The sequence below is a fragment of the Photobacterium damselae subsp. damselae genome, from assembly GCF_038086725.1.
Lineage (GTDB): Bacteria > Pseudomonadota > Gammaproteobacteria > Enterobacterales > Vibrionaceae > Photobacterium > Photobacterium damselae.
On sequence record NZ_CP146970.1, the window covers coordinates 1,206,398 to 1,227,306 of the forward strand.

15 protein-coding genes, 2 tRNA genes and 1 pseudogene are annotated in these 20,909 nt (G+C 38.2%); 15 read left to right on the forward strand and 3 right to left on the reverse strand.

Annotation, left to right across the window (positions count from 1 at the left end):
- Positions 1-42: 42 nt before the first annotated feature.
- Entirely contained in the window at positions 43-645 is a 603-nt protein-coding gene (locus WAX86_RS05480; RefSeq protein ID WP_341489235.1) for an inovirus Gp2 family protein, read from the reverse strand.
- Between the two features lie 813 nt (positions 646-1,458).
- Here WAX86_RS05480 and WAX86_RS05485 point away from each other — a divergent pair.
- On the forward strand, positions 1,459-2,349 hold the full coding sequence (locus WAX86_RS05485; RefSeq protein ID WP_341489236.1) for a hypothetical protein: 891 nt from the start codon (positions 1,459-1,461) through the stop codon (positions 2,347-2,349).
- A 47-nt stretch (positions 2,350-2,396) separates the two neighbouring features.
- Here the strand turns inward: WAX86_RS05485 and WAX86_RS05490 are convergent, their stop codons facing one another.
- Positions 2,397-2,882, reverse strand: coding sequence for a lecithin retinol acyltransferase family protein (locus WAX86_RS05490; RefSeq protein ID WP_341489237.1), 486 nt, complete (start codon positions 2,880-2,882; stop codon positions 2,397-2,399).
- Between the two features lie 131 nt (positions 2,883-3,013).
- Between WAX86_RS05490 and radC the strand changes: the two genes are divergently transcribed.
- The 11 genes and pseudogenes from radC to phaC all read left to right on the forward strand — a co-directional run bounded on the left by radC (position 3,014) and on the right by phaC (position 13,882).
- Positions 3,014-3,484, forward strand: coding sequence for a DNA repair protein RadC (gene radC, locus WAX86_RS05495; RefSeq protein WP_106142439.1), 471 nt, complete (start codon positions 3,014-3,016; stop codon positions 3,482-3,484).
- Positions 3,485-3,499: 15 nt separating this feature from the next.
- Positions 3,500-3,922, forward strand: a complete 423-nt coding sequence (locus WAX86_RS05500; protein WP_341489238.1) for a DUF2787 family protein — start codon at positions 3,500-3,502, stop codon at positions 3,920-3,922.
- A 399-nt stretch (positions 3,923-4,321) separates the two neighbouring features.
- Entirely contained in the window at positions 4,322-4,657 is a 336-nt protein-coding gene (locus WAX86_RS05505; protein WP_341489239.1) for a DUF6404 family protein, read from the forward strand.
- A gap of 115 nt (positions 4,658-4,772) precedes the next feature.
- A complete protein-coding gene (locus tag WAX86_RS05510; RefSeq protein WP_036765092.1) occupies positions 4,773-6,401 on the forward strand; it encodes a LytS/YhcK type 5TM receptor domain-containing protein in 1,629 nt (542 codons plus the stop codon).
- 18 nt (positions 6,402-6,419) lie between these two features.
- Positions 6,420-7,140 (forward strand): annotated as a pseudogene (locus WAX86_RS05515) (LytR/AlgR family response regulator transcription factor).
- Between the two features lie 249 nt (positions 7,141-7,389).
- A complete protein-coding gene (locus tag WAX86_RS05520) occupies positions 7,390-8,601 on the forward strand; it encodes an OFA family MFS transporter (RefSeq protein WP_005300070.1) in 1,212 nt (403 codons plus the stop codon).
- A 313-nt stretch (positions 8,602-8,914) separates the two neighbouring features.
- Positions 8,915-9,367, forward strand: coding sequence for an L-alanine exporter AlaE (locus WAX86_RS05525; RefSeq protein ID WP_036764111.1), 453 nt, complete (start codon positions 8,915-8,917; stop codon positions 9,365-9,367).
- A gap of 331 nt (positions 9,368-9,698) precedes the next feature.
- Positions 9,699-10,439 carry an SDR family oxidoreductase gene (locus tag WAX86_RS05530; protein WP_005300068.1) on the forward strand — a complete coding sequence of 247 codons (741 nt, stop codon included), beginning with the start codon at positions 9,699-9,701 and terminating at the stop codon, positions 10,437-10,439.
- 13 nt (positions 10,440-10,452) lie between these two features.
- On the forward strand, positions 10,453-11,658 hold the full coding sequence (locus WAX86_RS05535; protein ID WP_341489240.1) for an acetyl-CoA C-acetyltransferase: 1,206 nt from the start codon (positions 10,453-10,455) through the stop codon (positions 11,656-11,658).
- Between the two features lie 44 nt (positions 11,659-11,702).
- The gene (locus WAX86_RS05540) at positions 11,703-12,050 is read left to right on the forward strand and encodes a phasin family protein (protein WP_106341235.1); all 348 of its coding nucleotides are present in this window, start codon (positions 11,703-11,705) and stop codon (positions 12,048-12,050) included.
- A 59-nt stretch (positions 12,051-12,109) separates the two neighbouring features.
- Positions 12,110-13,882 (forward strand): class I poly(R)-hydroxyalkanoic acid synthase, encoded by a 1,773-nt coding sequence (phaC, locus tag WAX86_RS05545; protein ID WP_341489241.1) that lies wholly within the window; start codon positions 12,110-12,112, stop codon positions 13,880-13,882.
- An 87-nt stretch (positions 13,883-13,969) separates the two neighbouring features.
- Here the strand turns inward: phaC and mscM are convergent, their stop codons facing one another.
- The gene (gene mscM / locus WAX86_RS05550) at positions 13,970-17,278 is read right to left on the reverse strand and encodes a miniconductance mechanosensitive channel MscM (protein WP_239972074.1); all 3,309 of its coding nucleotides are present in this window, start codon (positions 17,276-17,278) and stop codon (positions 13,970-13,972) included.
- Positions 17,279-17,524: 246 nt separating this feature from the next.
- Here mscM and WAX86_RS05555 point away from each other — a divergent pair.
- From WAX86_RS05555 to WAX86_RS05565, 3 genes are all read left to right on the forward strand, one after another.
- Positions 17,525-17,612: transfer RNA gene (locus tag WAX86_RS05555), tRNA-Ser, on the forward strand.
- A 25-nt stretch (positions 17,613-17,637) separates the two neighbouring features.
- Positions 17,638-17,728: transfer RNA gene (locus tag WAX86_RS05560), tRNA-Ser, on the forward strand.
- Between the two features lie 751 nt (positions 17,729-18,479).
- On the forward strand, positions 18,480-20,291 hold the full coding sequence (locus WAX86_RS05565) for a leukocidin family pore-forming toxin (RefSeq protein ID WP_252690253.1): 1,812 nt from the start codon (positions 18,480-18,482) through the stop codon (positions 20,289-20,291).
- Positions 20,292-20,909 lie beyond the last annotated feature (618 nt).

A 20,909-nucleotide genomic window follows, 5' to 3' on the forward strand; every position in this document is an offset into this window, starting at 1 on the left:
AATATTCTGTTCAGAAGATTGGTCCATATGTAATAATTAACCCTAGTAAGCACTGGTCCCAAATGAACGGTATCGCCTAGACCGATTTTTAGTTCGCGTTTTAGCTAGATAACTAACGCGATAAAATAAATCATTGAACTGTTCATCATAATCTTCTGAGTTGATATTGAGACGATAAGAATGATTCTTTGGAAAATAAGCCTGAACATCTGGGTCAGCTAATGCGCTACTCCAAGCTTCTGAAATAAGCCCAGATAAATAGTTAGAATTATGGTATTCACCAATACCACGATAAATATCATTATTAACCAGTAATAACAGATGGTAATGTGGAGTTTGAGAACTGTCTTGTTCTAAACACCATATATAACGTAACCTGTAATTATGATTACGATTCCAACGACGATTCTTAATTTTACAATCATGATTTATCTTAGCTTTTAATGAAGCGATAAAACGCGTAATAGCTTCATGGTCAAATCTATACCCTTTTGGATACCTTAAGTCTACCCGAATAGCTAATACCCTATGATGGTGTTCTACGGCTTTATTAATAACCGATTCTATACGACTTAAATAACGTTCATCGACCGATTCAGTAATGATGTCATGCTGATGCCATCGACGCTTAGAAAAACGAATCATGAGAAATACTCTTAGTAGTTATCAACATAGAAATATGAGTCGATGTAATTAATAACTAAGTTTAATTTCTCCATGGTTTTGATGGATGTAATCAAGATTTTAACAATACTAAATATAAAGCCACATAAGAGTCATAGCAATGATTAAATATGTTATAGAGCATAATCTATTAAAGCATATTGATATGGTTACTATAAGGCTGATATGAGCGGTTAATATCGATATGATGCTACAGTGTCACAAGCATCAGTTTATGTGAGTAATGAAAAGTATAGTTAATGAGTAAGAATGGATGTTAGTGTTATACATGATGAGTTGTATCAGTAATACTAAGATTATAGTTTAGTATAGGTTCATGATAGTAATAGGTATGGAATGATGAATAGATAAATGTATGAATAATATTATTAAAACCAACTACTACTTTTTCAAAGAAGACTCTGTGTTTATAAAGGCACTTAGCTTTATTAATAAAAAAACACTCTCAAGTTAGTATTAGTCTCAATGAATTAACAAGGACTTACTAATGGTAGGTTAGGACTGTTCTTAATAGACTTTATCTGTGTTATTATAAGTCAAAATAGAATAGATATCGCTGTAATAAAAACTGGAGTTATGGAAGAGGTGGACCCTCTTCTGTCGAGAAGATGTTGAGGGTTTTATCACATCTTTTTGATGTCGTTCTAAAATTCTGTTGCTTGTAAATCACTAAAAAATCTACAATTGATACTCTTTAAATCTCACCAAAAACATACAATAACTTGTTTGGTGTAAAAAAGCGAATCCCTAAAAAATCTACGAGGCTTTGAATATATGAGTGACTTTAAGTTTAGAAATTTATATGAAGTTAATCAGGCTTATAGAATTCTTGGAGAAGAAGGAGTTAGCTATGAAAATATAGATAGAACGTTTAAAAATATGGATGAGGTTAATAACTATAGTTTGAATATAAATAATAAGGTTAACAGGGATATACGTCGTTGCGATATAAGGCGTGAGATAGAGCAAATGTTGAAAGAGGAACGTGTTGAATCAAGTGATATAGTTTGGTTGGACAAGAAAAACATAAGATTGATTAATTTTGTTTGGTCTATAATGAATAATATACAGAGAGGTGTTGAGTATGATTGTTATTTTAGAAGATATGATTTAACTGATATTAATAATGCTTATAAGATGACTGCAAATTGTTTTGATGAAAGAGTGCAAGATGTAACAGAATGGTTTATATTCGGTGATATCCCGAAGGAAGATAAATTAAGTATATTAGATAAATTTAAAACTTGCTGGGAATATACTATTGATAAAAAATTACCAAATAAAATGATAACTAAAGCGATAGATGAGAAAGACAAAGAAAAATGTGAATGGTATTATTCTCGCATAAAAAATGAAAATGATGATAAAAACAAGTTACTGACTGCTAATATGGATAAAGATTATTATTGGTCAGTTATTAATTATTTTGATTGTATTTTTGATAAATATGAATATGAGAATCGCCTAGATAAAATTAAAAGAGCATGGTCACAAAGAGAGCATAAAAGGGGGCGAAATGGCGTAAAAGACTATTCATATTCAATGTCTGTAGATATTGATTCCATGGTTACTGAAATGTCTAAAAAATTAGGAATACCTAAATGCAAAGTTGTGGAAATTTCTATTAAGACTGAATTTGATCGATTCAAAAACACAACGAAATAAATAGGAATAGTTACCTAGTTAGACTAGGTAACCCTGCTTTATGATTTTTATTTATAATCCCATACTCTCCACTCATTACTATTTAGTATATTTGCCGATTCGTTCTTTAAAAGAGCTAAAGAGATATTATAGTTCTCTTTATCACCAGTTAGACAGTAGCTACAAAACTGATGACAATTTCTTGTAATAAAATTGTACTCTTGTTGATGGTTTAGTAGGGATTCAGCGCGTAAAGCTATTTGTTCTAAGCCAATAGCATGATTATCAAAACAGCTAACGTAAATAGATAATGCAGTGGTTCCTGAAATAAACTGCTCAGGGGTTACGAGCTCAATAGCTCCCTTACAGTTTTTATGAATAATAAGCCCATTACCTATGTAAATCCCTGAGTGTTCTGCATAGCCTAGGAATAGGTCACAATAGAGGACTGACCCTCTAACAGGTTCTACTTTGTCTCGAATAACATTATCAATATAGCTTTCGGTAATATTTTTCACAAGAGGGAAGAGTAAAGTATAACGTAATAATTTCATTACTTAATCCTATCTTTAATTTGGGTTCAAGTTATGAAATATATTTCAAATGTTTTCATATCAACGTAATAGAAAAAATTACAGATATATATCATCTAAGTGATAATTACTTACTTAGGTGGAAAATATCTATGACTAATACGACTCAATATTTAAAGTGTAAAAGGCTATCTGATAATCAGATATTAGAAAAAGCAGCTGAGATTATTGCTCAGCGTTACTTGAGAGGAGAGGCTTTAGTTTCTTCTCAAGCCACAAAGGATTATTTGCAATATAAATTAGCTCATAATGACAGAGAGGTTTTTGCTGTCTTGTTATTAGATAACCAGCATCAGATTATTAAGTACCATGAATTATTCTTCGGTACTATTGATGCTGCAACTATCTATCCAAGAGAGGTTGTAAAGTTAGCTCTGGAGCATAATGCTGCTGCCGTTATCTTCGCTCATAACCATCCATCAGGAGACCCTACACCATCTAATGCAGACCAAAGAATGACTCAAAAGCTCAAGGAGGCATTAGCTTTGATTGATGTACGAGTATTGGACCATGTCGTGGTTGGTAAGTCATGTGTTTCTTTTTCTGAACGTGGGCTGGTGTAATAGGTAGGAGGTTATATGTTAGAACTAGCATTTGCAGAGCAATCATTCATATCAAGCGATAAACTTAAAGTAATAATTAACCAAGCAATCGCTCAAGCCGACCTGCCTGTTGTAGAGCGTTACACTGTAAGTTTTAAAGATACCGATTATAGTGCCGAGAGTGGAGGGTTTAGACCTGTAGAGATTGCCATTAATCAGACAGCATCAGGTGAATGGATAATCGAGTATATAACTGAGTTTGCGTATTTTGGTAATTACTATCCAGAGCTAGAACGGAGTGTTGATTTTGATATCTCTTCAGGCAGCTGGTTTATGGCTTACAGTGGGTGGAGTTCGATAGACTGTGATGATTGTCGAGAGTTCTACAATTTGTGGGAAAGCAACTTTATACAGTATATAGAAATGAAAGTTTATGATTCGATAACTGTAACGGAATAGTGTAGAAGGAGCGCAAGCGCTCCTTCTCAGCAGTTATTTTTTTCTGGAAGAAAATCATAAGAATATAGATATAGTTTTTAATGGGTATCAATATGCTAAGATATTGTCCATAGACGTCCATTTATGACTATTACTTTTTGTATTCCAAATCGTATTCCAGATTAAAATTGAATTGATAAAAACACATATAAAACAATAGGATAAATTATGATTTCAAATCCCTATCTCTCCGCCATATTTAGAAAAGCCGCTGAGTTTATGCTCAGCGGCTTTTTGCATTTTTGCGAGATAGCTAATAGAATCCATTTCTCATTGTGCAATAATTTGCTTATAAATCCGTTGCCGTTGTCATCATTGGCGCGGGAATAGATAACAATGATCTCTTCAAGGAATGAAGTTATGGACGCACACTATCAGCAAAGACTCAACGCCGCATTTCGTCAACTACAAGGTGTCAGAATCACCAATTATGATCCTATTGTTGATCGCTTATTTCGCCGAATTGGCATCTATCTACCTCCGAGTTATTATCGCCACCCATTAAGCAATCTAGCGATTTTTGGGGTTATGTACTGGCCGCTCTTTTTCGTGCTCAATATCTTATTCGTCCCTGTGGCAAGTGCGGCACTTTACAGTTTAATTCCAAGCTTATTATTGAGTAGCTTGTTAACCGTGTATTTTTATTGGACTCAATGTATTAACGATCTCACTGAATGGCAGCAGTTAGATTTGTAAGTAACAGGTTTGAACTTCTCAATAAATCATCCTACAAATTATTTTTCACTTTAGTACAATTCCCTCACTAAATATTCAATGTAAGTGAGGGAATAACGTGTACAGTGAACAACTAATGATGCTATTGGCGGTGTTTGAGCGTGCCGCCTTAATGCTCATGGCTCTTTTTCTCCTCACTCGAACACCGCTATTCCAAGATATTGTTAAGAAAAAACATCGTCGACCAATAGAAACGGCAATGATCTCTTTGTTGTTTATCCTTTTTGCGGTCTTCAGTACTTATACTGGAGTTAAAGTTGATGGCTCTTTGGTTAACGTCCGTATTATTGCGGTTATCTCTGGTGGAATTATTTTTGGTCCTTGGATTGGCATTCCAGCGGGAATTATTGCAGGTATTCACCGCTATTTGATCGATATTGATGGTCCAACTTCGGTAGCATGTTTAATCACGAGTGTTATCGCAGGCTTATTAGCTACATGGATACATAAAAAGTGTGCCCCTAAGCATTATGCAAAGTTAGGCATTTTAGCGGGTATGGTGTGTGAAGCGTTAACCATGACCTTAATTGTGGTGTTATCTAATAATGACTCCCAAGCCTATACCATAGTGTCACACATTAGCTTTCCAATGATTACCGGGACCTTATGTATTGGTCTTATCATTAAGCTGGTGCAAGATCTTGATGAAGAGAAAGACCTGGTTGCTGCAAGACAAGCCAAACTGGCACTTGATATTGCCAATAAAACCTTACCGTATTTTCGTAAAAGCAATCGTGAATCCTTGATGGCAGTATGTAATATCATTCGCCATGAAACAGAGGCTGATGCGGTCTCTATTACCGATACGCAAGATGTTCTCGCGTACGTCGGAATAGGGGAAGAAAATTACTTAGATGCCTATCATAAGATCAGTACCATGACCCAGCAAGCCGTGACGACAGGTCAGCAAATTATCAGTAACAATCTCAATATTCACAATTTTCACTCTTTGTTGATTATACCGCTGTGTGAAAATGGGGAAGTAACCGGGACGCTGAAAATCTTTTATCGCCAGCCGAATCAGGTTAAACCGTCATTACGAGAAATGGCTATTGGTCTATCACAATTGATCTCGACGCAAATGGAAGTCTCCCGCATTGATCAACTGCGAACTATGGCGAGCAAAGCGGAATTTTCAGCCTTACAAAGTAAGATAAACCCTCATTTTCTGTTTAATGCGCTTAATGCCATTTCTACTTTAGTGCGAATTCGTCCAGATCAAGCTCGTGAATTGATTGCTAACTTAGCCGATTTTTTACGCTACAACCTAGATCACACCGATGAATTGATCGATATTCAAGAAGAGCTGCAACAAGTGAAAGACTATGTAGCGATAGAGCAAGCTCGTTTTGGTAATAAACTGAGTGTGAATTTTGATATTGATGATGTTCACAATAAAATTCCGGCACTGCTTCTACAACCGTTAGTGGAAAATGCCATTTTGCATGGAATTCAGCCTTCAGCCAAACCAGGACAAGTGTCTATTCTGGTTAAGCGCTTACTTACCGATGAAGTTCAGGTCACCATAGAAGATACCGGGGTAGGTATTAAACCTGAGGTTATCACCAAATTGCGTAACGGTAACATGGAGAGTCACCGAATTGGTTTGCAGAATGTCCACCAGCGATTGCTACTGTTATATGGTGAAGGATTAGAGATTGTTTCTGATAAGCATGGCACCAAAATGTCTTTTATTATTCATTAAGCGAGAAGGGAAAGAACAATGTTAAAAGCATTAATTGTTGAAGATGAGTACCTAGCTCGTGAAGAGTTGCAGTATCTGATTTCCACCCACAGTCAAATCGATGTGGTAGCCAGCTTTGATGATGGTCTTGAAGCCTTTAAATATTTACAAAGCTATAAGGTCGATATCGTCTTTTTAGATATTAATATACCCTCTATTGATGGCATGTTATTGGCGCGTAATATTCATCAATTTCAACATAAGCCCCATATCGTGTTTACTACAGCTTATAAAGAATATGCAGTAGATGCATTTGAACTCGAAGCGTTTGATTATTTGCTTAAGCCCATCAGTGAAACTCGGGTCAAAGGCTTGTTGCAGAAACTGGAATCGATAAACAACGACATCCCTGTTGCCAATGAAAAAGTCACAACATCATTAAATTTAACCCGTGATAACCGCATTTATGTCACACCCATTAAAGATATATATTATGCGGTAGCCAAAGAGAAAATCACTGAGGTTTGTACTGCATCGGGCCTTTATATTGTGCCATATACTATTAGTGACTTAATGACCCGCTTGCCCCAAGATCAATTTTATCGCAGTCACCGCTCTTATATTGTTAATACCAGTAAAATCTGCGAAATCATCCCGTGGGTAAACAGCACTTATCTACTGAAATTACGTGATGTAGAAGGGGGAGATCCCGGTCAGTCGTAGTAATATTAAAACGTTTCGTCAGCTAATGAACTTGTAACTGATAACCCATTTTATAGTGACTAATGCAGAAGGCTACTTCTGGTTTTGTTTAAAATATGCGCGATTTTGAACTTTGATCTCGCGCAAACTCTGTATTTCATGCGGTTATTTTGCATTTCATTCCAACCCCAATGCAGCTCAGGTTTTATTGATTTCAACCTCTTGCTACAGGCATAAATAAGCTTAATCTCATCTTTAGAGCAGCGAGTTAATCGCTTGATTTTTATTGATGTTGGAGATGCTTATTATGGCAAGTGCGATCACCAAACAGAGCCGTATCTTTACTTTGATTGGCACCATAATTACCCAGTTTGCTTTGGGTTCGGTCTATACTTGGAGTCTGTTTAATTCACCATTAGCAGATAAGTTATCAGAACCTGTTAACCGCGTTGCGTTCTCATTTGGTATCTTGAGTTTAGCACTTGCTGTTGCATCTTCTCTATCTGGCAAATTACAAGAACGTTTTGGTGTTCGTAAAGTCACAATTGGCGCAGGCTTATTACTGGGTGCAAGCTTATTGCTAACTGCACACGCTTCCAACCTGATTTTGCTGTATGTTTTTGCAGGATTACTGGTTGGTTTTGCTGATGGTACTGGCTACCTATTAACCCTCTCTAATTGTGTGAAGTTTTTTCCCGAACGTAAAGGATTGGCCTCTGCCTGTGCAATTGGTGCTTACGGTCTAGGTAGTCTTGGCTTTAAATACATCAATATGTACTTACTCACTCACATGGGTCTTGATATGACTTTCGATGTGTGGGGCGCAATTGCTATGGTTATGGTGATTATTGGTGGTCTGATGATGACAGATGCTCCTAAACAGCAAGTAAGTGCTAACAATAGTGCAGAGCAGCGTGACTACACCTTGGCTGAAGCGATGAAATGTTCTCAATTTTGGTTGCTAGCCCTAGTATTCTTAACTGTTTGTATGAGTGGCTTATATGTTATTGGTGTTGCAAAGGATATCGGTCAAGACTATGTACACTTATCTGTCACAACGGCGGCATCTGCGGTCGCTATTATTGCCGTTGCTAACCTAAGTGGTCGCTTAGTCTTGGGTATCTTATCTGATCGTATTGCTCGTACTAAAGTCATTGCGATTGCTTTAGCAGTATGTCTTGTTGGTGTTTGCTCACTTCTATTTGCTCACCAATCTATGCTCTCTTTCTATGTGGCGGTTGCGTGTATAGCCTTTAGCTTTGGTGGTACGATTACGGTATTCCCATCATTAGTTAGTGACTTTTTCGGTCTTAATAATCTCGCAAAAAACTATGGTTTAATTTATTTAGGCTTCGGTATTGGTAGTTTTGTCGGCTCAATTGTTGCGTCTGTATTTGGTGGCTTTATCGCGACATTCTACTTAATGTTTGCTTTGTTAGTGGTGTCATTAATTATCGCATTAACCATCAAAATTCCGGGTCAAACAGGTATAAAACAGCAAATTATTATGGCTAGTTAAGCATAAATCAGACAACGTGCTAAAAATCACAAAATTGAATCGGGTAGAGCGTGTCTCTGCCCGTTTTTTTATTGGTAACATGTTGTTTATCATCTTGTTATTACTGTATTTTTTTAAAATGGTAGCGGAAGTAACTGGTTTTTAATCTGAAAGTAGCGATTAATTCATAACTCAGTTAAATCTTTGGTGAGATATTTTATAAAAAAGCTGTTCTAATACGACAATCAACTGCCAAGTTAGTTAATGGCTGGTGATAATCGCTTTATTTATTCTATTTATTGGGCTTATTTGCTAGTTGTTTGAGGTGTTGTCTATGGCTGTTAAAGGGCAATTTAATTTTAAGAGTGCGGCAGTTGATATGTTTGCCATGGTTGTGTTCAGTTTTGTTGCTGGTATGGCAATTGAAATATTTATCTCAGGTATGACATTTCAGCAATCGTTGGCTTCTCGAACCTTATCGATTCCGGTGAATATTGCTATCGCTTGGCCTTATGGTGTCTTTCGTGATTATGTTATTCGTCAAGGCCACCGTTTATCTGAGCGTAAATGGATGAAAGGCGCATCAGATATGGTTGCTTATGTGCTGTTTCAGTCCCCAGTTTATGCATTGATATTGCTGGTGGTTGGGGCCGATATGAATCAGATTATCACTGCGGTTGCAAGTAATGCGTTGGTTTCTGGGGTCTTAGGCATCGCTTATGGACAGTTTTTAGATATGTGTCGCCGTTGGTTTAAAGTTACCGGTTACGCACAGCAACAAGCTTAATTTTCCCAGCTTTTTCTATTCAACTATTTTTGAATTCATAAGGCCAGATCATCGCGATCTGGCCTTTTCTTTTTTAGAACTATCTACCTAATCAAGAAATATCATAGTCAAATATATGACGTTCTAGGCATTTTTATTCGATACATACATACCATTTCATAATGTTTATCTTGTTCACATCCGATGAGTGTATTGAGATAAGGATCAATATTATGAAAATAGTTTAATACAGTCATTGCAATGTAATATGTATGCATTAGGTTAAATAACAGTCAAATGCAGAAGGCCAACGGTTGTTTGGTCTGGTTGTTATTAAAGAATGGAGTCTTAAATGAGTAAATTGGCTTTGATCACAGGTGCAAAAGGCGGTATTGGTTCTGCAATTTCATGTCAGCTTGTTAACGATGGTTATCGTGTGATTGCAACCTATTTTACGGGTAAGCATGAATGTGCCTTAAAGTGGTTCAAGGAGTGCGGTTTTACTGAGCAACAAGTGCGTTTACTCGAATTGGATGTGACGAATACTCAGCAGTGCCAAGAGCGTTTAACTGCATTGCTGGAAGAAGAAGGTACCATCGATGTTTTAGTCAATAATGCCGGAATTACCCGTGATTCTGTATTTAAAAAGATGTCGGCAGAGGCTTGGTATGACGTCATCAATGCCAACCTAAACAGCTTATTTAATGTTACTCATCCACTCTTTGCCGCTATGTGTGAAAAGGGGAATGGACGAGTAATTAATATCTCTTCCGTTAATGCCTTAAAAGGTCAATTTGGACAGGCAAATTATTCAGCAGCAAAAGCAGGCATGATCGGTTTTTCTAAAGCTCTGGCAGCAGAAGGTGCGCGTAGTGGTGTGACCGTGAATGTCGTAGCCCCTGGCTATACCGCAACGCCAATGGTTCAAAAAATCAAACCAGAAATTTTAGATGCGATCAAAGGTGAAATTCCGATGAAACGTCTTGCCGAACCAGAAGAAATCGCCAAATCAGTCAGTTTCCTTGCCAGTGATGCAGGCGCATACATTACAGGGGAAACACTGTCTGTTAACGGCGGCTTATACATGCAATAAAGGGAAAATCATCATGGAAAGAGTATTTATTGTTGCAGCAAAACGTTCGGCGATTGGCGCATTTGGCGGCACATTAAAAGATCAATCGGCAGGGAAAATTGCTGCAGAAGTGATTAAAGGTGCATTAGATGCGGCAAATATTAATGGCGCTCAAGTCGATGAAGTGATTGTTGGTAATGTGGTTGGTGCTGGCCAAGGGATGGGGGTTGGTCGCCAAGCTTCATTGTGGGCTGGAATTCCGGCTACAGTGCCTGCTTATAGCCTTAATATGGTATGCGGCAGCGGAATGAAGACGGTCATGGATGGCGTTTCTCATATTCGTAGTGGTGATGCAAAGGTGGTGGTTGCAGCTGGGGTCGAAATTATGTCCCAGATCCCGTTTATTGTGCCAAGCAAAGTGCGTGATGGTCAAAAGATGGGAAATCTCACTTTAACCGATCTCTTGATTGCTGATGGCTTAACCGATGTTTATAACCAGTGCCATATGGGAGTTACCGCAGAAAATATTGCTAAGCGGTTAGATATCTCCCGTCAAGAACAAGATGAATTTGCCCTTGCCAGTCAGCAAAAAGCTGTAGCCGCAATTGAAATGGGTAAATTTGAAGATGAGATTGTTCCTCTTGAGATTCAACAACGTAAAGGAACGATCACCTTTTCAACCGATGAATATCCAAAAGCCAATGCGTCTTTAGATGCGCTCGCCAGTTTACGTCCTGCTTTTGATCGTGAAGGGTCAGTCACCGCAGGTAACGCATCTGGAATTAATGATGGTGCCAGTGCCGTTATTCTCGCTTCTGAATCTGCGTTAAAAGCATATGACCTTATTCCACTCGCTGAAATTGTCGGATATGCCCAGTCTGGACTTGAGCCAGAAATTATGGGGTTAGGACCTGTTGAAGCGGTGACCAAAGCTTTGGCACAAGCCGAATTGAATTTATCGGATATCGCCGTATTTGAGCTCAATGAAGCCTTTGCCGCTCAAGCTCTTGGTGTGGTGTATCAGTTAGCTGAAAAACATCAGGTGGAAGCGAGCGATATTATTGCCAAAGCAAACCTAAATGGCGGGGCAATCGCACTCGGTCATCCATTAGGAGCTTCAGGTAACCGAATTTTGGTCACCTTGACCCATGAATTGAAAAAACAACGCGGCCGATATGGAGTGGCATCGCTCTGTGTTGGTGGTGGTATGGGAACCGCAATTGTCATCAAAGCAATGTAATTCTTTTATTTAATAATTAACTGTCCTTTACAAGGAGATAGCAAATGTACAGTGATTTTTTTAAGACGTTTACTGATCAAACTGAAAAAACACTTCAGCCTTATGTGAAATTCAACAAGCTTATGACTAAGAATGTTGAGGTACTCACTGAACTTCAATTAAATGCAATACGTACCTACAGTGAGATGGGTATTGAGCAAATGAAATCGGTAGGTGAGATCCATGATGTGACTTCTCTTGCTGCTTATAACAGTCAGCAAATGGCGGTTTTGACAAAATTATCCCAGCAAATGGTAGAAGACAGCAACAAGCTTCAATCTATTGCTAAAGAGTTTAAAGAAGATTTGGAAAAGCTCTCATCCGAGAATCTAAAAACGGTGACTCCAGCTTAATAGCTCTTATCAGCGCCGCCAGTGACCGGTGGCGCTTTCCGATTACAGGAGTTTTTCCCATGTACCAAAACTTCTTCTCGGACTACCTTGTGAAGCTCCAAGAGACCAATCAACAGTGGTGGCACGATTTTGAAGCCAACAAGGCAGCCGTAAATTCCCCTCTTAATAAAGCAATGCAAGAAGTGAATTTTGAAGATACCGCAAAATTCTTCGAACAAGCTGCAAATCAACCAGCAGCAATGTTAAAGGTTCAGACTCATTGGTGGGAGCAGCAACTGCAAATTTGGCAGAATCTGGTGCTCAGTGATCCATCTAAATCTGTGGTTGAAGCTGAACTTGGAGATAAACGTTTTGCCAATGAAGCGTGGCAAAACGAACTTCTTTATAACTTTATTAAACAGTCATATTTGCTATTTAGTAAAACCTATCAAGACACGATTGATTCTATTGAAGGGGTTGATGAGAAGACAAAAGAACGTATTAGCTTTTTCTCTCGTCAAGCCATTAATGCACTTTCTCCATCAAACTTTATCGCAACCAATCCTGAATTGCTTAAGATGACCCTTGAGCAAAATGGTGAAAACCTCATTGCAGGACTGGAGAAGTTTAAAGAGGATATTGAATCGAGTGCTGATATTTTAAAAGTCCGGATGACCAACAATAACGCATTTCGCATCGGTGATGATATTGCAACAACCGAAGGGGATGTGGTGTATCGAAATGATCTGTTTGAGTTAATTCAATATCGACCTTTAACTGAGAAAGTTCATGCGACCCCGTTGTTGATCGTTCCGCCTTTTATTAATAAGTACTATATCCTTGATTTAACCGCAAAGAACTCCATGGTTCGTTGGCTGTTAGAGCAAGGTCATTCGGTCTTTATGATGTCGTGGCGAAATCCCGGTAAAGCTCAAGCGGATACCGAGTTTGGTGACTACATTACCGATGGGGTGGTTAAAGCCGTTAGTGCAATTGAAGATATCACAGGACAACAGCAGGTTAACGCCGCAGGTTACTGTATCGGTGGTACTTTGCTGGCTTGTACCGTGGCTTATTATGCCGCTAAACGAATGAAAAAACGCATTAAATCAGCGTCCTTTTTCACGACCATTTTAGATTTTTCTCAACCGGGTGAAATAGGTGCTTTTGTTAATGATACCGTGGTGTCAGCTATAGAGCAGCAAAACAAGGTTAAGGGATATATGGATGGTCGCAGTTTAAGTGTGACCTTTAGTATGTTGCGTGAGAATAGCCTTTATTGGAACTACTATGTCGATAACTATTTAAAGGGTAAGAGTCCGGTTGATTTCGACCTTTTATATTGGAACAGCGACAGTACCAATGTGGCGGGACCTTGTCATAATTTCCTCTTACGAGATTTTTATCTGGAGAACAAATTAATCCAAGATAAAGGGGTGAAGATTGATGGGGTATGGATGGATCTGAATAAGATCAAAATTCCAAGCTACTTTATCTCAACCAAAGAAGATCATATTGCGCTGTGGCAAGGGACTTATCGTGGTGCTCTGCTAACAGGGGGGAATAAAACCTTTGTTCTTGGTGCATCTGGCCATGTTGCGGGTATTGTTAATCCACCCAATAAGAACAAATACGGTTATTGGACCAACGATAATCTAGATGATTCTGCCGATGAGTGGTTAACCAATGCCGAATATGCAGAAGGGTCTTGGTGGACTCACTGGGATCAGTGGCTATCGCAGCATAATCGTCAAGAGCAAGCCGAGCCTTATTCGCCAGGATCTGAAAACTATCCAGTAATCGATAGCGCGCCAGGTCAATACGTGAAGCAGGTTCTGCCTATTACTGAATAGCTACAATCGTATTTTGTGGTAAAGCTGTAATAAGAAACTCGTTAAAATAAAGGCTTGAAGTGAATTATCAGCTTCAAGCCTTGTTGTTTAAGCCTTACGTGAGCGGAAACTCTTTCGCATTGGATGCAGTTCTTGTTTTTTCATGGTCACTTCCAGTTGTGGGTGAGCAATCATAATGTTGTGATCCATAAACTTATTCTTAATGCGGCAGTGTAAGTCATGGGTCAAGCTTAAGCGGTGTCCGGTTTCTGCAGCGTAAGCACGAACTTCAAAACGTTGACAGTTGGCATCGAGCCCTAAGAAAAAGACTTCAGGGGCTGGATCATCTAGAACCAAGCGGCATTCATGGGCGGCATCAAACAGTAATTGAGTGACCAATTCAGGGTCAGCGACATACTCAACATTGATAAAGAGTTTGACGCGGGTAATAGAATCACTGAGCGACCAGTTAACAAATTGCTCGGTAACAAAAGCTTTGTTAGGCATGATCACTTCTTTACGATCCCAATCGACAATGGTGGTGGCTCGGGTCTGAATTTTTGTCACCATGCCAGTGAGATCACGAATAGTAACGGTATCTCCAATTCGAATTGGCTTTTCAAATAAGATGATAAGGCCGGAAATAAAGTTAGCGAAAATCTCCTGCATACCGAAACCGATACCCACACCGAGAGCAGCAACAAGCCATTGCATTTTGCTCCAGTCAAAACCAATTAGACCAGAGCCAACAATGATACCGATAAATATCGCAAAATAACGGGTTAGGGAGGTGATGGCATAACCGGTTCCTGGGCGTAAATCCAAGTGTTGTAAGATCAACAGTTCCATCGCTGCGGGTAAATCTCGCGCTAAAATGGTGGTTAAACCAAATGTTAGTACCGCGAGCAACACACTGTTTAAGGTAATCGCACTCAGCTGATCAATACCATTAATCTTACTGGTTACATCCCACAGCGTAACGTTTTGTAGCGAGCTGGTGGCCAGATAGAGATCTGAAAGTAACCACGCCATCATTGCCAGATAAATCAGTAGCAGTAACGAGCGCAGTAAACGCAACGATTGCGCACTGATTTTATCTAAGTCAATTTCAGGCTCTTCAATCTCAATATTGATTTCGCTGGTACTGAAGTTTTCTTCTTTATCACCTTGTACTTCTGCCTGACGCTGCGCAATGATCTCTTGACGCTTGGCTTTCGCTCGTTCAAAAGCAAGACGGCGTTTTTGGATCAACATTAAGCGTTTACATAAGTAATAAATCAGCATGGTTACAACGCCAAGTACGGCCGATTGTTCCATGCGCAGCATAATGGCTTGAGAGGAACCTAAGTAACCGTTTAGTGCGCTATAGTTTAGAATTTGTGGGACTAAGATTAACGTCCACCAAAACAGATGATGACCTAAATGCGCTTTGCCTTCAGGAACATCACCATAGGTCATTGGTAGTTTTTGTTGCCACATACGATAGTGGAAATAACTTAAAGCACAGTTACTGATAATAAATGCCAGTCGCCCCAGAGTGCCATTGACTTCAATATCACTGTAATTGAGAGCAAAGTTTTGAATCACCATCATGGGAATGTAAATCCACAATAAGCGACGATAATGGGCAAACGTTGGGTTTACAACAAAGTCATCCCAGCCAAAATGACTGATGAAAAGGCCATTTTTTCGTACCAACTCTCTAATAAAGAAAAAGACGACTAATGCCATAGGGTAGACAATAGCTTGGCCAAGATGATGGACAAATGGATATTGCCATGCTTCTTGTAATCCATAGCCAAATAGGGTGATCACTAGAGGTATGACCCACGCAAAGCAGAAGGCGACGAAGACATTAATATAACTGTAACGGAACTTGTCCATAGTCACTCGGCCAATCTTGGCGCTGGTCTTTTCTAAGTATTTCTTCCAACGTTTACGAGCCCAAATCTGGCCGCTGATCAGCAGTCCACTTACAACGATGATAGTCAGTAAAATGAAGTGATTTATGACCATTGGCGCTTTGAGTAAATTGACCCATTGCGACGGTGAAAAGAACCACTTTAGTTTTTCCCATGTATCGATGAGTAAATTAACACTGAGAGGGTTTGTGTCCGGCGCCCAAAATAGACGTTTAGCCGCAAGATTTTTTAGGTCGGTCAATTTGGTATTCAACTTATCATAAGCAACTTTTAGTACGGCCTGCTGATAGATAAGGGATTCTGAAGCAGCAATTAAGTCGCTGTATAAACCGATGTTCGCATCACTGAGTTCTTTTGCCATCACTTGCTGTTCTGGGGTAAGTCCTGAACTGGTAATGTGCTTTTGACGTTGAGATAAAGAATCCACTTGTTGTTGATATTCGTATTTTTTCAGCTGATTGCGACCAATACTGTTATCTAACGCTTCAATAGGGGGATTGCTTGGTAGCCCTTTAATTCGGTTACGCATGCTTTCACTAAACGCTGGGCTCAGTTTTAGCAAGTCGGTCATCGCATTTAGATCGTCTGCGGTTTTGGTTACTTCGCTAATTTGTTTATTGGCGGTGACCGCTTGTTGCTGCGTTTGTTCGTTTTGGTAGTTGAGGTTATTTAGCTCCCCTGAAAGGCGCTGATTAGCTTGAAGTAACTGTTGAATGACCAAGGGCTGATCACTCATGGATTCTTCAAGCTCTGTCCCTGTCTCTTGGTTGTCGCTACTGGCCATTCGCAATACACGATTTAAGGTACTTTGAAGATTGTTTCGGTACGCTTGGCGCGCTTCAATTTCTTGATTGTCGTATTGAACTTGGAGCTTGGCTAAAGTACGGCGATTACCCGAACTAAGCTGTTCTGCTTCTAGCATATTTAAGTAGCTATTGAGATACTGCTCGTTGATTTGAAGCAAAAGTAGGGCATTCGTATCGTTAATACGGCGAGCTTGTTGCAGATCTAATTCGGTTGATTTTAGTTGGCGACGCAGGCGATCTGACTGAGCCGTAAAGTTATCAATACCTCGTTCGATTTCTAATAAGATATTTTTATGGGCGTTACGTGAGCTTTCGAGTTGCAGTAAAAGATTATCTTGTTCTGCAATTTCAAGGGTCAGCTGTTCTTTGTCCCATTGATTAAATTCAGGAAATTCACTAGTAGAGAAGGCATCAATTTTATTTTGTAGTGCTGCAACTTGTTTGGGAAAGGTATCTATCAGGTCGTCATACTGCTTGGTAAGACGATTAAACTCTTTTGCTTTAGCGACTTGGTTTTGCGCTTGTAGGTAGATATCGAGCTCTTTTATGGTCTCGGGAGTTTGTGGCTGTTTATTGAGGTACTCAATTTTGTCATTTAATGTTTGTTCATTCTCATTAGCGTGCGCAGGGGCCGTCACTAATATTGTGAACATCAAACAAACTAAGACAAACAGTCGTCTACCAAGCATAAAGCTACCTTTTCTTATTCTCTACCTGACTTGTTAGATTAACGTTAAATCATAGATTTGTTAAGGAATTAGCACTATTTTTGCGCACCGTTAATAGGTTACTGCATACAGGGAGGGTAAGATTAAAGCGAATTGATCTAATCCTCTGCAACTAAAAGAAAATAAAAGAAAAAGCCTTGACCCCATGGCGCTAAATCTTTAAATTACGTCTCCGTTGTCACGGTAAAGCTGTGATGGCAACAATGTGGTGAGGTGTCCGAGTGGCTGAAGGAGCACGCCTGGAAAGTGTGTATACGGCAACGTATCGAGGGTTCGAATCCCTCCTTCACCGCCATAACTTCTTACGAGAAGAACAAAACGGAGAGATGGCTGAGTGGTTGAAAGCACCGGTCTTGAAAACCGGCATACGTTTGTAGCGTATCTAGGGTTCAAATCCCTATCTCTCCGCCATATTTAGAAAAGCCGCTGAGTTTATGCTCAGCGGCTTTTTGCATTTCTGCGTTTTGAAATTATCTTGCAAGGTGCGTTTCATTTGTATTGCTGCTTTATTTTCATTACGTGATAGTAGTTATCCCAACGACTAGAGTGATACATTGCGGTGCACTCTAGTAATGGGAGTCCTTCATCAGTTTAGGCAGGAATACCAATAAGGTATGATAAAACCTGACATAATCACGACAAATATTAGATAGAATAAGCTCATCCGTTACTGTAATGTGAAGCATTATCATGTGCTGTGAGGTGATTATATGTCAAGCTTACTCAATACTTGTATTATCTCGCTATTTTTTGCATCAATGATAGTTCGGACTGTCATGTCTACTCATGTTATTCATTTAAATCTTGGTTATAGCAGCCCTCACTCCAACCTATACACTAACTACCTTTGTTCTAATTATATTATTAACTTATTACTCATTAGAGTATGAAAAACAAATAAGATCTCAATAGTAAAAAAGTAATATCGAATTACAAATTCTGAGCAGAGAGGAGATATTATTTTTAATATTGGATAACGTCATGAAGAGTTAGGGAGGGTCTAATCAGTTATATAGAGATAAGAAAGGATTTATTCTCTGGAGTAAATAGTTAAAAAACGATGGTTTAAATACGTTATTTGATATGAGAGTGTAAGTATTATAACAAAAATATTTAATTATTAAAAAATATATTGTAACGCAAATGTTTATATGGGGATATTATGAAAATTAGAAAACTATATAGTTGTATACTTTTGGGTATTAGTAGCTTATCTGCCAGTGCTATAGCTGAAGTTGATAATTATTCTACGGGCGCAGACGCTATATCAATATTAAGCAGTGTGCAAAATCCAGATCGTATTGTATATGTAAATATGAAACAGGAGGAAATATCAACTTACAATCATATATTAGAAGATATAATATATAATGATAAACAATATATCTTTGATCTTTCTTTTGAAAATAATGAAGAAAAAGAGAAACTTCAAAAGAAATTTAAGGATTTAATGGGAGTAAAATTTGATAGTAATTTTATAGTTGTAACAGGCTATAAAAATCAACTAATGTATACTCCGATAGCAGATGCTAATGATCGTATGGTATCTGTCCTAGATCATGAAGCCAGATCTAATGATATCTCTAAATACCCAATGGCTTTAGCTTTACGTTCAGGTAACGCTACTAGTGATCAATCAATTTCTTTGCCCCATGTTTCGTTTTATCTTAATGTTAATAAAGAAATAACTGATCAGGAATGTACTTTCCGAAATTCTTTAATTTGGGATAGAGGAAGTCGTTCTTTTTGTAAAAATGGTAATATTTCACTTATTTATCAAGTTATATTAGAACGTTCTTTATCATTTGGTACTAATGGCGTTGCAACGCCTGATGCAAAAATAGTTCGAATTAGCTTAGATGATAATACGACAGGTGCCGGTATACATCTAAATGATACACTGACGCAAAAATATTATTGGGCTAATTATCAGGTGGTATCTGGTTGGGCTAGAGAGTGGTCAGCCAGTGCTATTGCTCAAGATTATTTATTTGATATATCTACTTCAAATAAAAAAGCTCAGATATTAAAAACGTTCCCTCGGGAGAATATTAATTCTAATTATAATATAAATGAATCTTCTGGATTCACTATTGGTGTTACTGGTGGTGCTGAAGTTAGTAAAGATGGCCCGAAAGCGAGTCTTCAGGCTAATGCTAGTTATAGTCAATCTAAGTCGTTATCTTTTAATACCCAAGACTATAGAGTTGAAAAAAACTCAACTTCAGCCCAAAATGTTTCTTTCCGTTGGGCGAGAGAGCAGTATCCTGACTCTGAGTCACTGTTAGATAAGTGGACAAACCCTGTATGGTCGGAAGGTTATCCTGCGAATCTAAAAAAAGTTCAGCCGCTTAGTTATGCGAGTTTTGTTCCTAAACTTGATGTTATATATAAAGCATCTCCTAATGAAACAGGAAAAACTCAATTTACTATAGATTCATCAGTTAACATTATGCCTCTATATAATAGATCGTGGTTCTATTTTTATGGAATTGGCGCACATCAGACTTATTATGGTGTAGATGATCAGCCTCTTCGTAGAGTTAATAAGGCAATATCATTTACTGTTGATTGGGAGCACCCTGTATTTACTGGTGGAACTCCGGTAAATTTACAGCTAGCATCTTTTAATAATAAATGTATTGATATCCAAAACAACAATAAAGTAATGACTGCTGAATGTGATATTAATAGTAAATCACAGTCATTTATTTATGACCAATATAATCGATATGTTAGCGCAACTAATACTAAATTATGTTTAGATGGCGAATCTTTATCAGAGCTGCAATCTTGTAGCTTGAAGCTAACGCAAAAATGGTTATGGGATGGAGATAGATTAAAAAATAGTTTTGAAGATAAATACTTAACTGTCGATAATGATACTTTATCGTTAGAAACTGGTTTATCTAATAAACAAAAATTAAATTCATCATATACAAGAGTTTTTGACCCATCAACCATAAATCAATAAACGTTAAAGTTTAATGTTATGTCAGCTCATTTGGTGTTAAGCCAAATGAGCTTTTCTATATGAAACTTAACTAACTCTAAATTTCATGATTATTAGTGTTATTTGAAACAGATTCATGTCTATATTGTTGTTTCTAGTGTGGAGTTGGAATTCCTATCTTTCTATCATTTTTAGAACAACTACTGAGTTTTGATCGTATCTTGCAGGGAGTACAACACTCATATTGCAACTTCACTTTTATGATGTGGTAGTGGTTATCTCAATGGGGTTAAATTCTTATTTTTTAGCTGCGAGCTAGAGGAATGCCTCTTAACTTCCAGTCCACTAGTGTAGGTAGATGGTGTTTCGTAACTCGTTTTGCCCCAAAGTGAGTTACGACTCCAAATCATACAATGATACTCAGTCAACTTTGATATACAAAAAGTAATAAGAGATAAAAGGCAAGACTTAAGCCCGTGAGTTTTGATATCTTGCCCTACAGTTATGTAAAAATCGTACAAGCGTAACCTTGTTTACAAAGTCTCATAACTACACAACTCAATATTCAACAAGTTTTACTTGCATTAACGTTGTATTTGTACACAATTAATCCTTTCTAACCGTATGGTAATTATCGTG

Excerpts from the sequence above, each read along its gene's own strand:
- WAX86_RS05535 (WP_341489240.1), top strand. The coding sequence starts at position 10,453 with ATGGAAAGAGTATTTATTGTTGCAGCAAAACGTTCGGCGATTGGCGCA.
- phaC (WP_341489241.1), top strand. The coding sequence starts at position 12,110 with ATGTACCAAAACTTCTTCTCGGACTACCTTGTGAAGCTCCAAGAGACC.
- WAX86_RS05520 (WP_005300070.1), top strand. The coding sequence starts at position 7,390 with ATGGCAAGTGCGATCACCAAACAGAGCCGTATCTTTACTTTGATTGGC.
- WAX86_RS05485 (WP_341489236.1), top strand. The coding sequence starts at position 1,459 with ATGAGTGACTTTAAGTTTAGAAATTTATATGAAGTTAATCAGGCTTAT.
- mscM (WP_239972074.1), bottom strand. The coding sequence starts at position 17,278 with ATGCTTGGTAGACGACTGTTTGTCTTAGTTTGTTTGATGTTCACAATA.
- WAX86_RS05505 (WP_341489239.1), top strand. The coding sequence starts at position 4,322 with ATGGACGCACACTATCAGCAAAGACTCAACGCCGCATTTCGTCAACTA.
- WAX86_RS05480 (WP_341489235.1), bottom strand. The coding sequence starts at position 645 with ATGATTCGTTTTTCTAAGCGTCGATGGCATCAGCATGACATCATTACT.
- WAX86_RS05490 (WP_341489237.1), bottom strand. The coding sequence starts at position 2,882 with ATGAAATTATTACGTTATACTTTACTCTTCCCTCTTGTGAAAAATATT.
- WAX86_RS05540 (WP_106341235.1), top strand. The coding sequence starts at position 11,703 with ATGTACAGTGATTTTTTTAAGACGTTTACTGATCAAACTGAAAAAACA.
- WAX86_RS05530 (WP_005300068.1), top strand. The coding sequence starts at position 9,699 with ATGAGTAAATTGGCTTTGATCACAGGTGCAAAAGGCGGTATTGGTTCT.
- WAX86_RS05525 (WP_036764111.1), top strand. The coding sequence starts at position 8,915 with ATGGCTGTTAAAGGGCAATTTAATTTTAAGAGTGCGGCAGTTGATATG.
- radC (WP_106142439.1), top strand. The coding sequence starts at position 3,014 with ATGACTAATACGACTCAATATTTAAAGTGTAAAAGGCTATCTGATAAT.
- WAX86_RS05510 (WP_036765092.1), top strand. The coding sequence starts at position 4,773 with ATGATGCTATTGGCGGTGTTTGAGCGTGCCGCCTTAATGCTCATGGCT.
- WAX86_RS05565 (WP_252690253.1), top strand. The coding sequence starts at position 18,480 with ATGAAAATTAGAAAACTATATAGTTGTATACTTTTGGGTATTAGTAGC.
- WAX86_RS05500 (WP_341489238.1), top strand. The coding sequence starts at position 3,500 with ATGTTAGAACTAGCATTTGCAGAGCAATCATTCATATCAAGCGATAAA.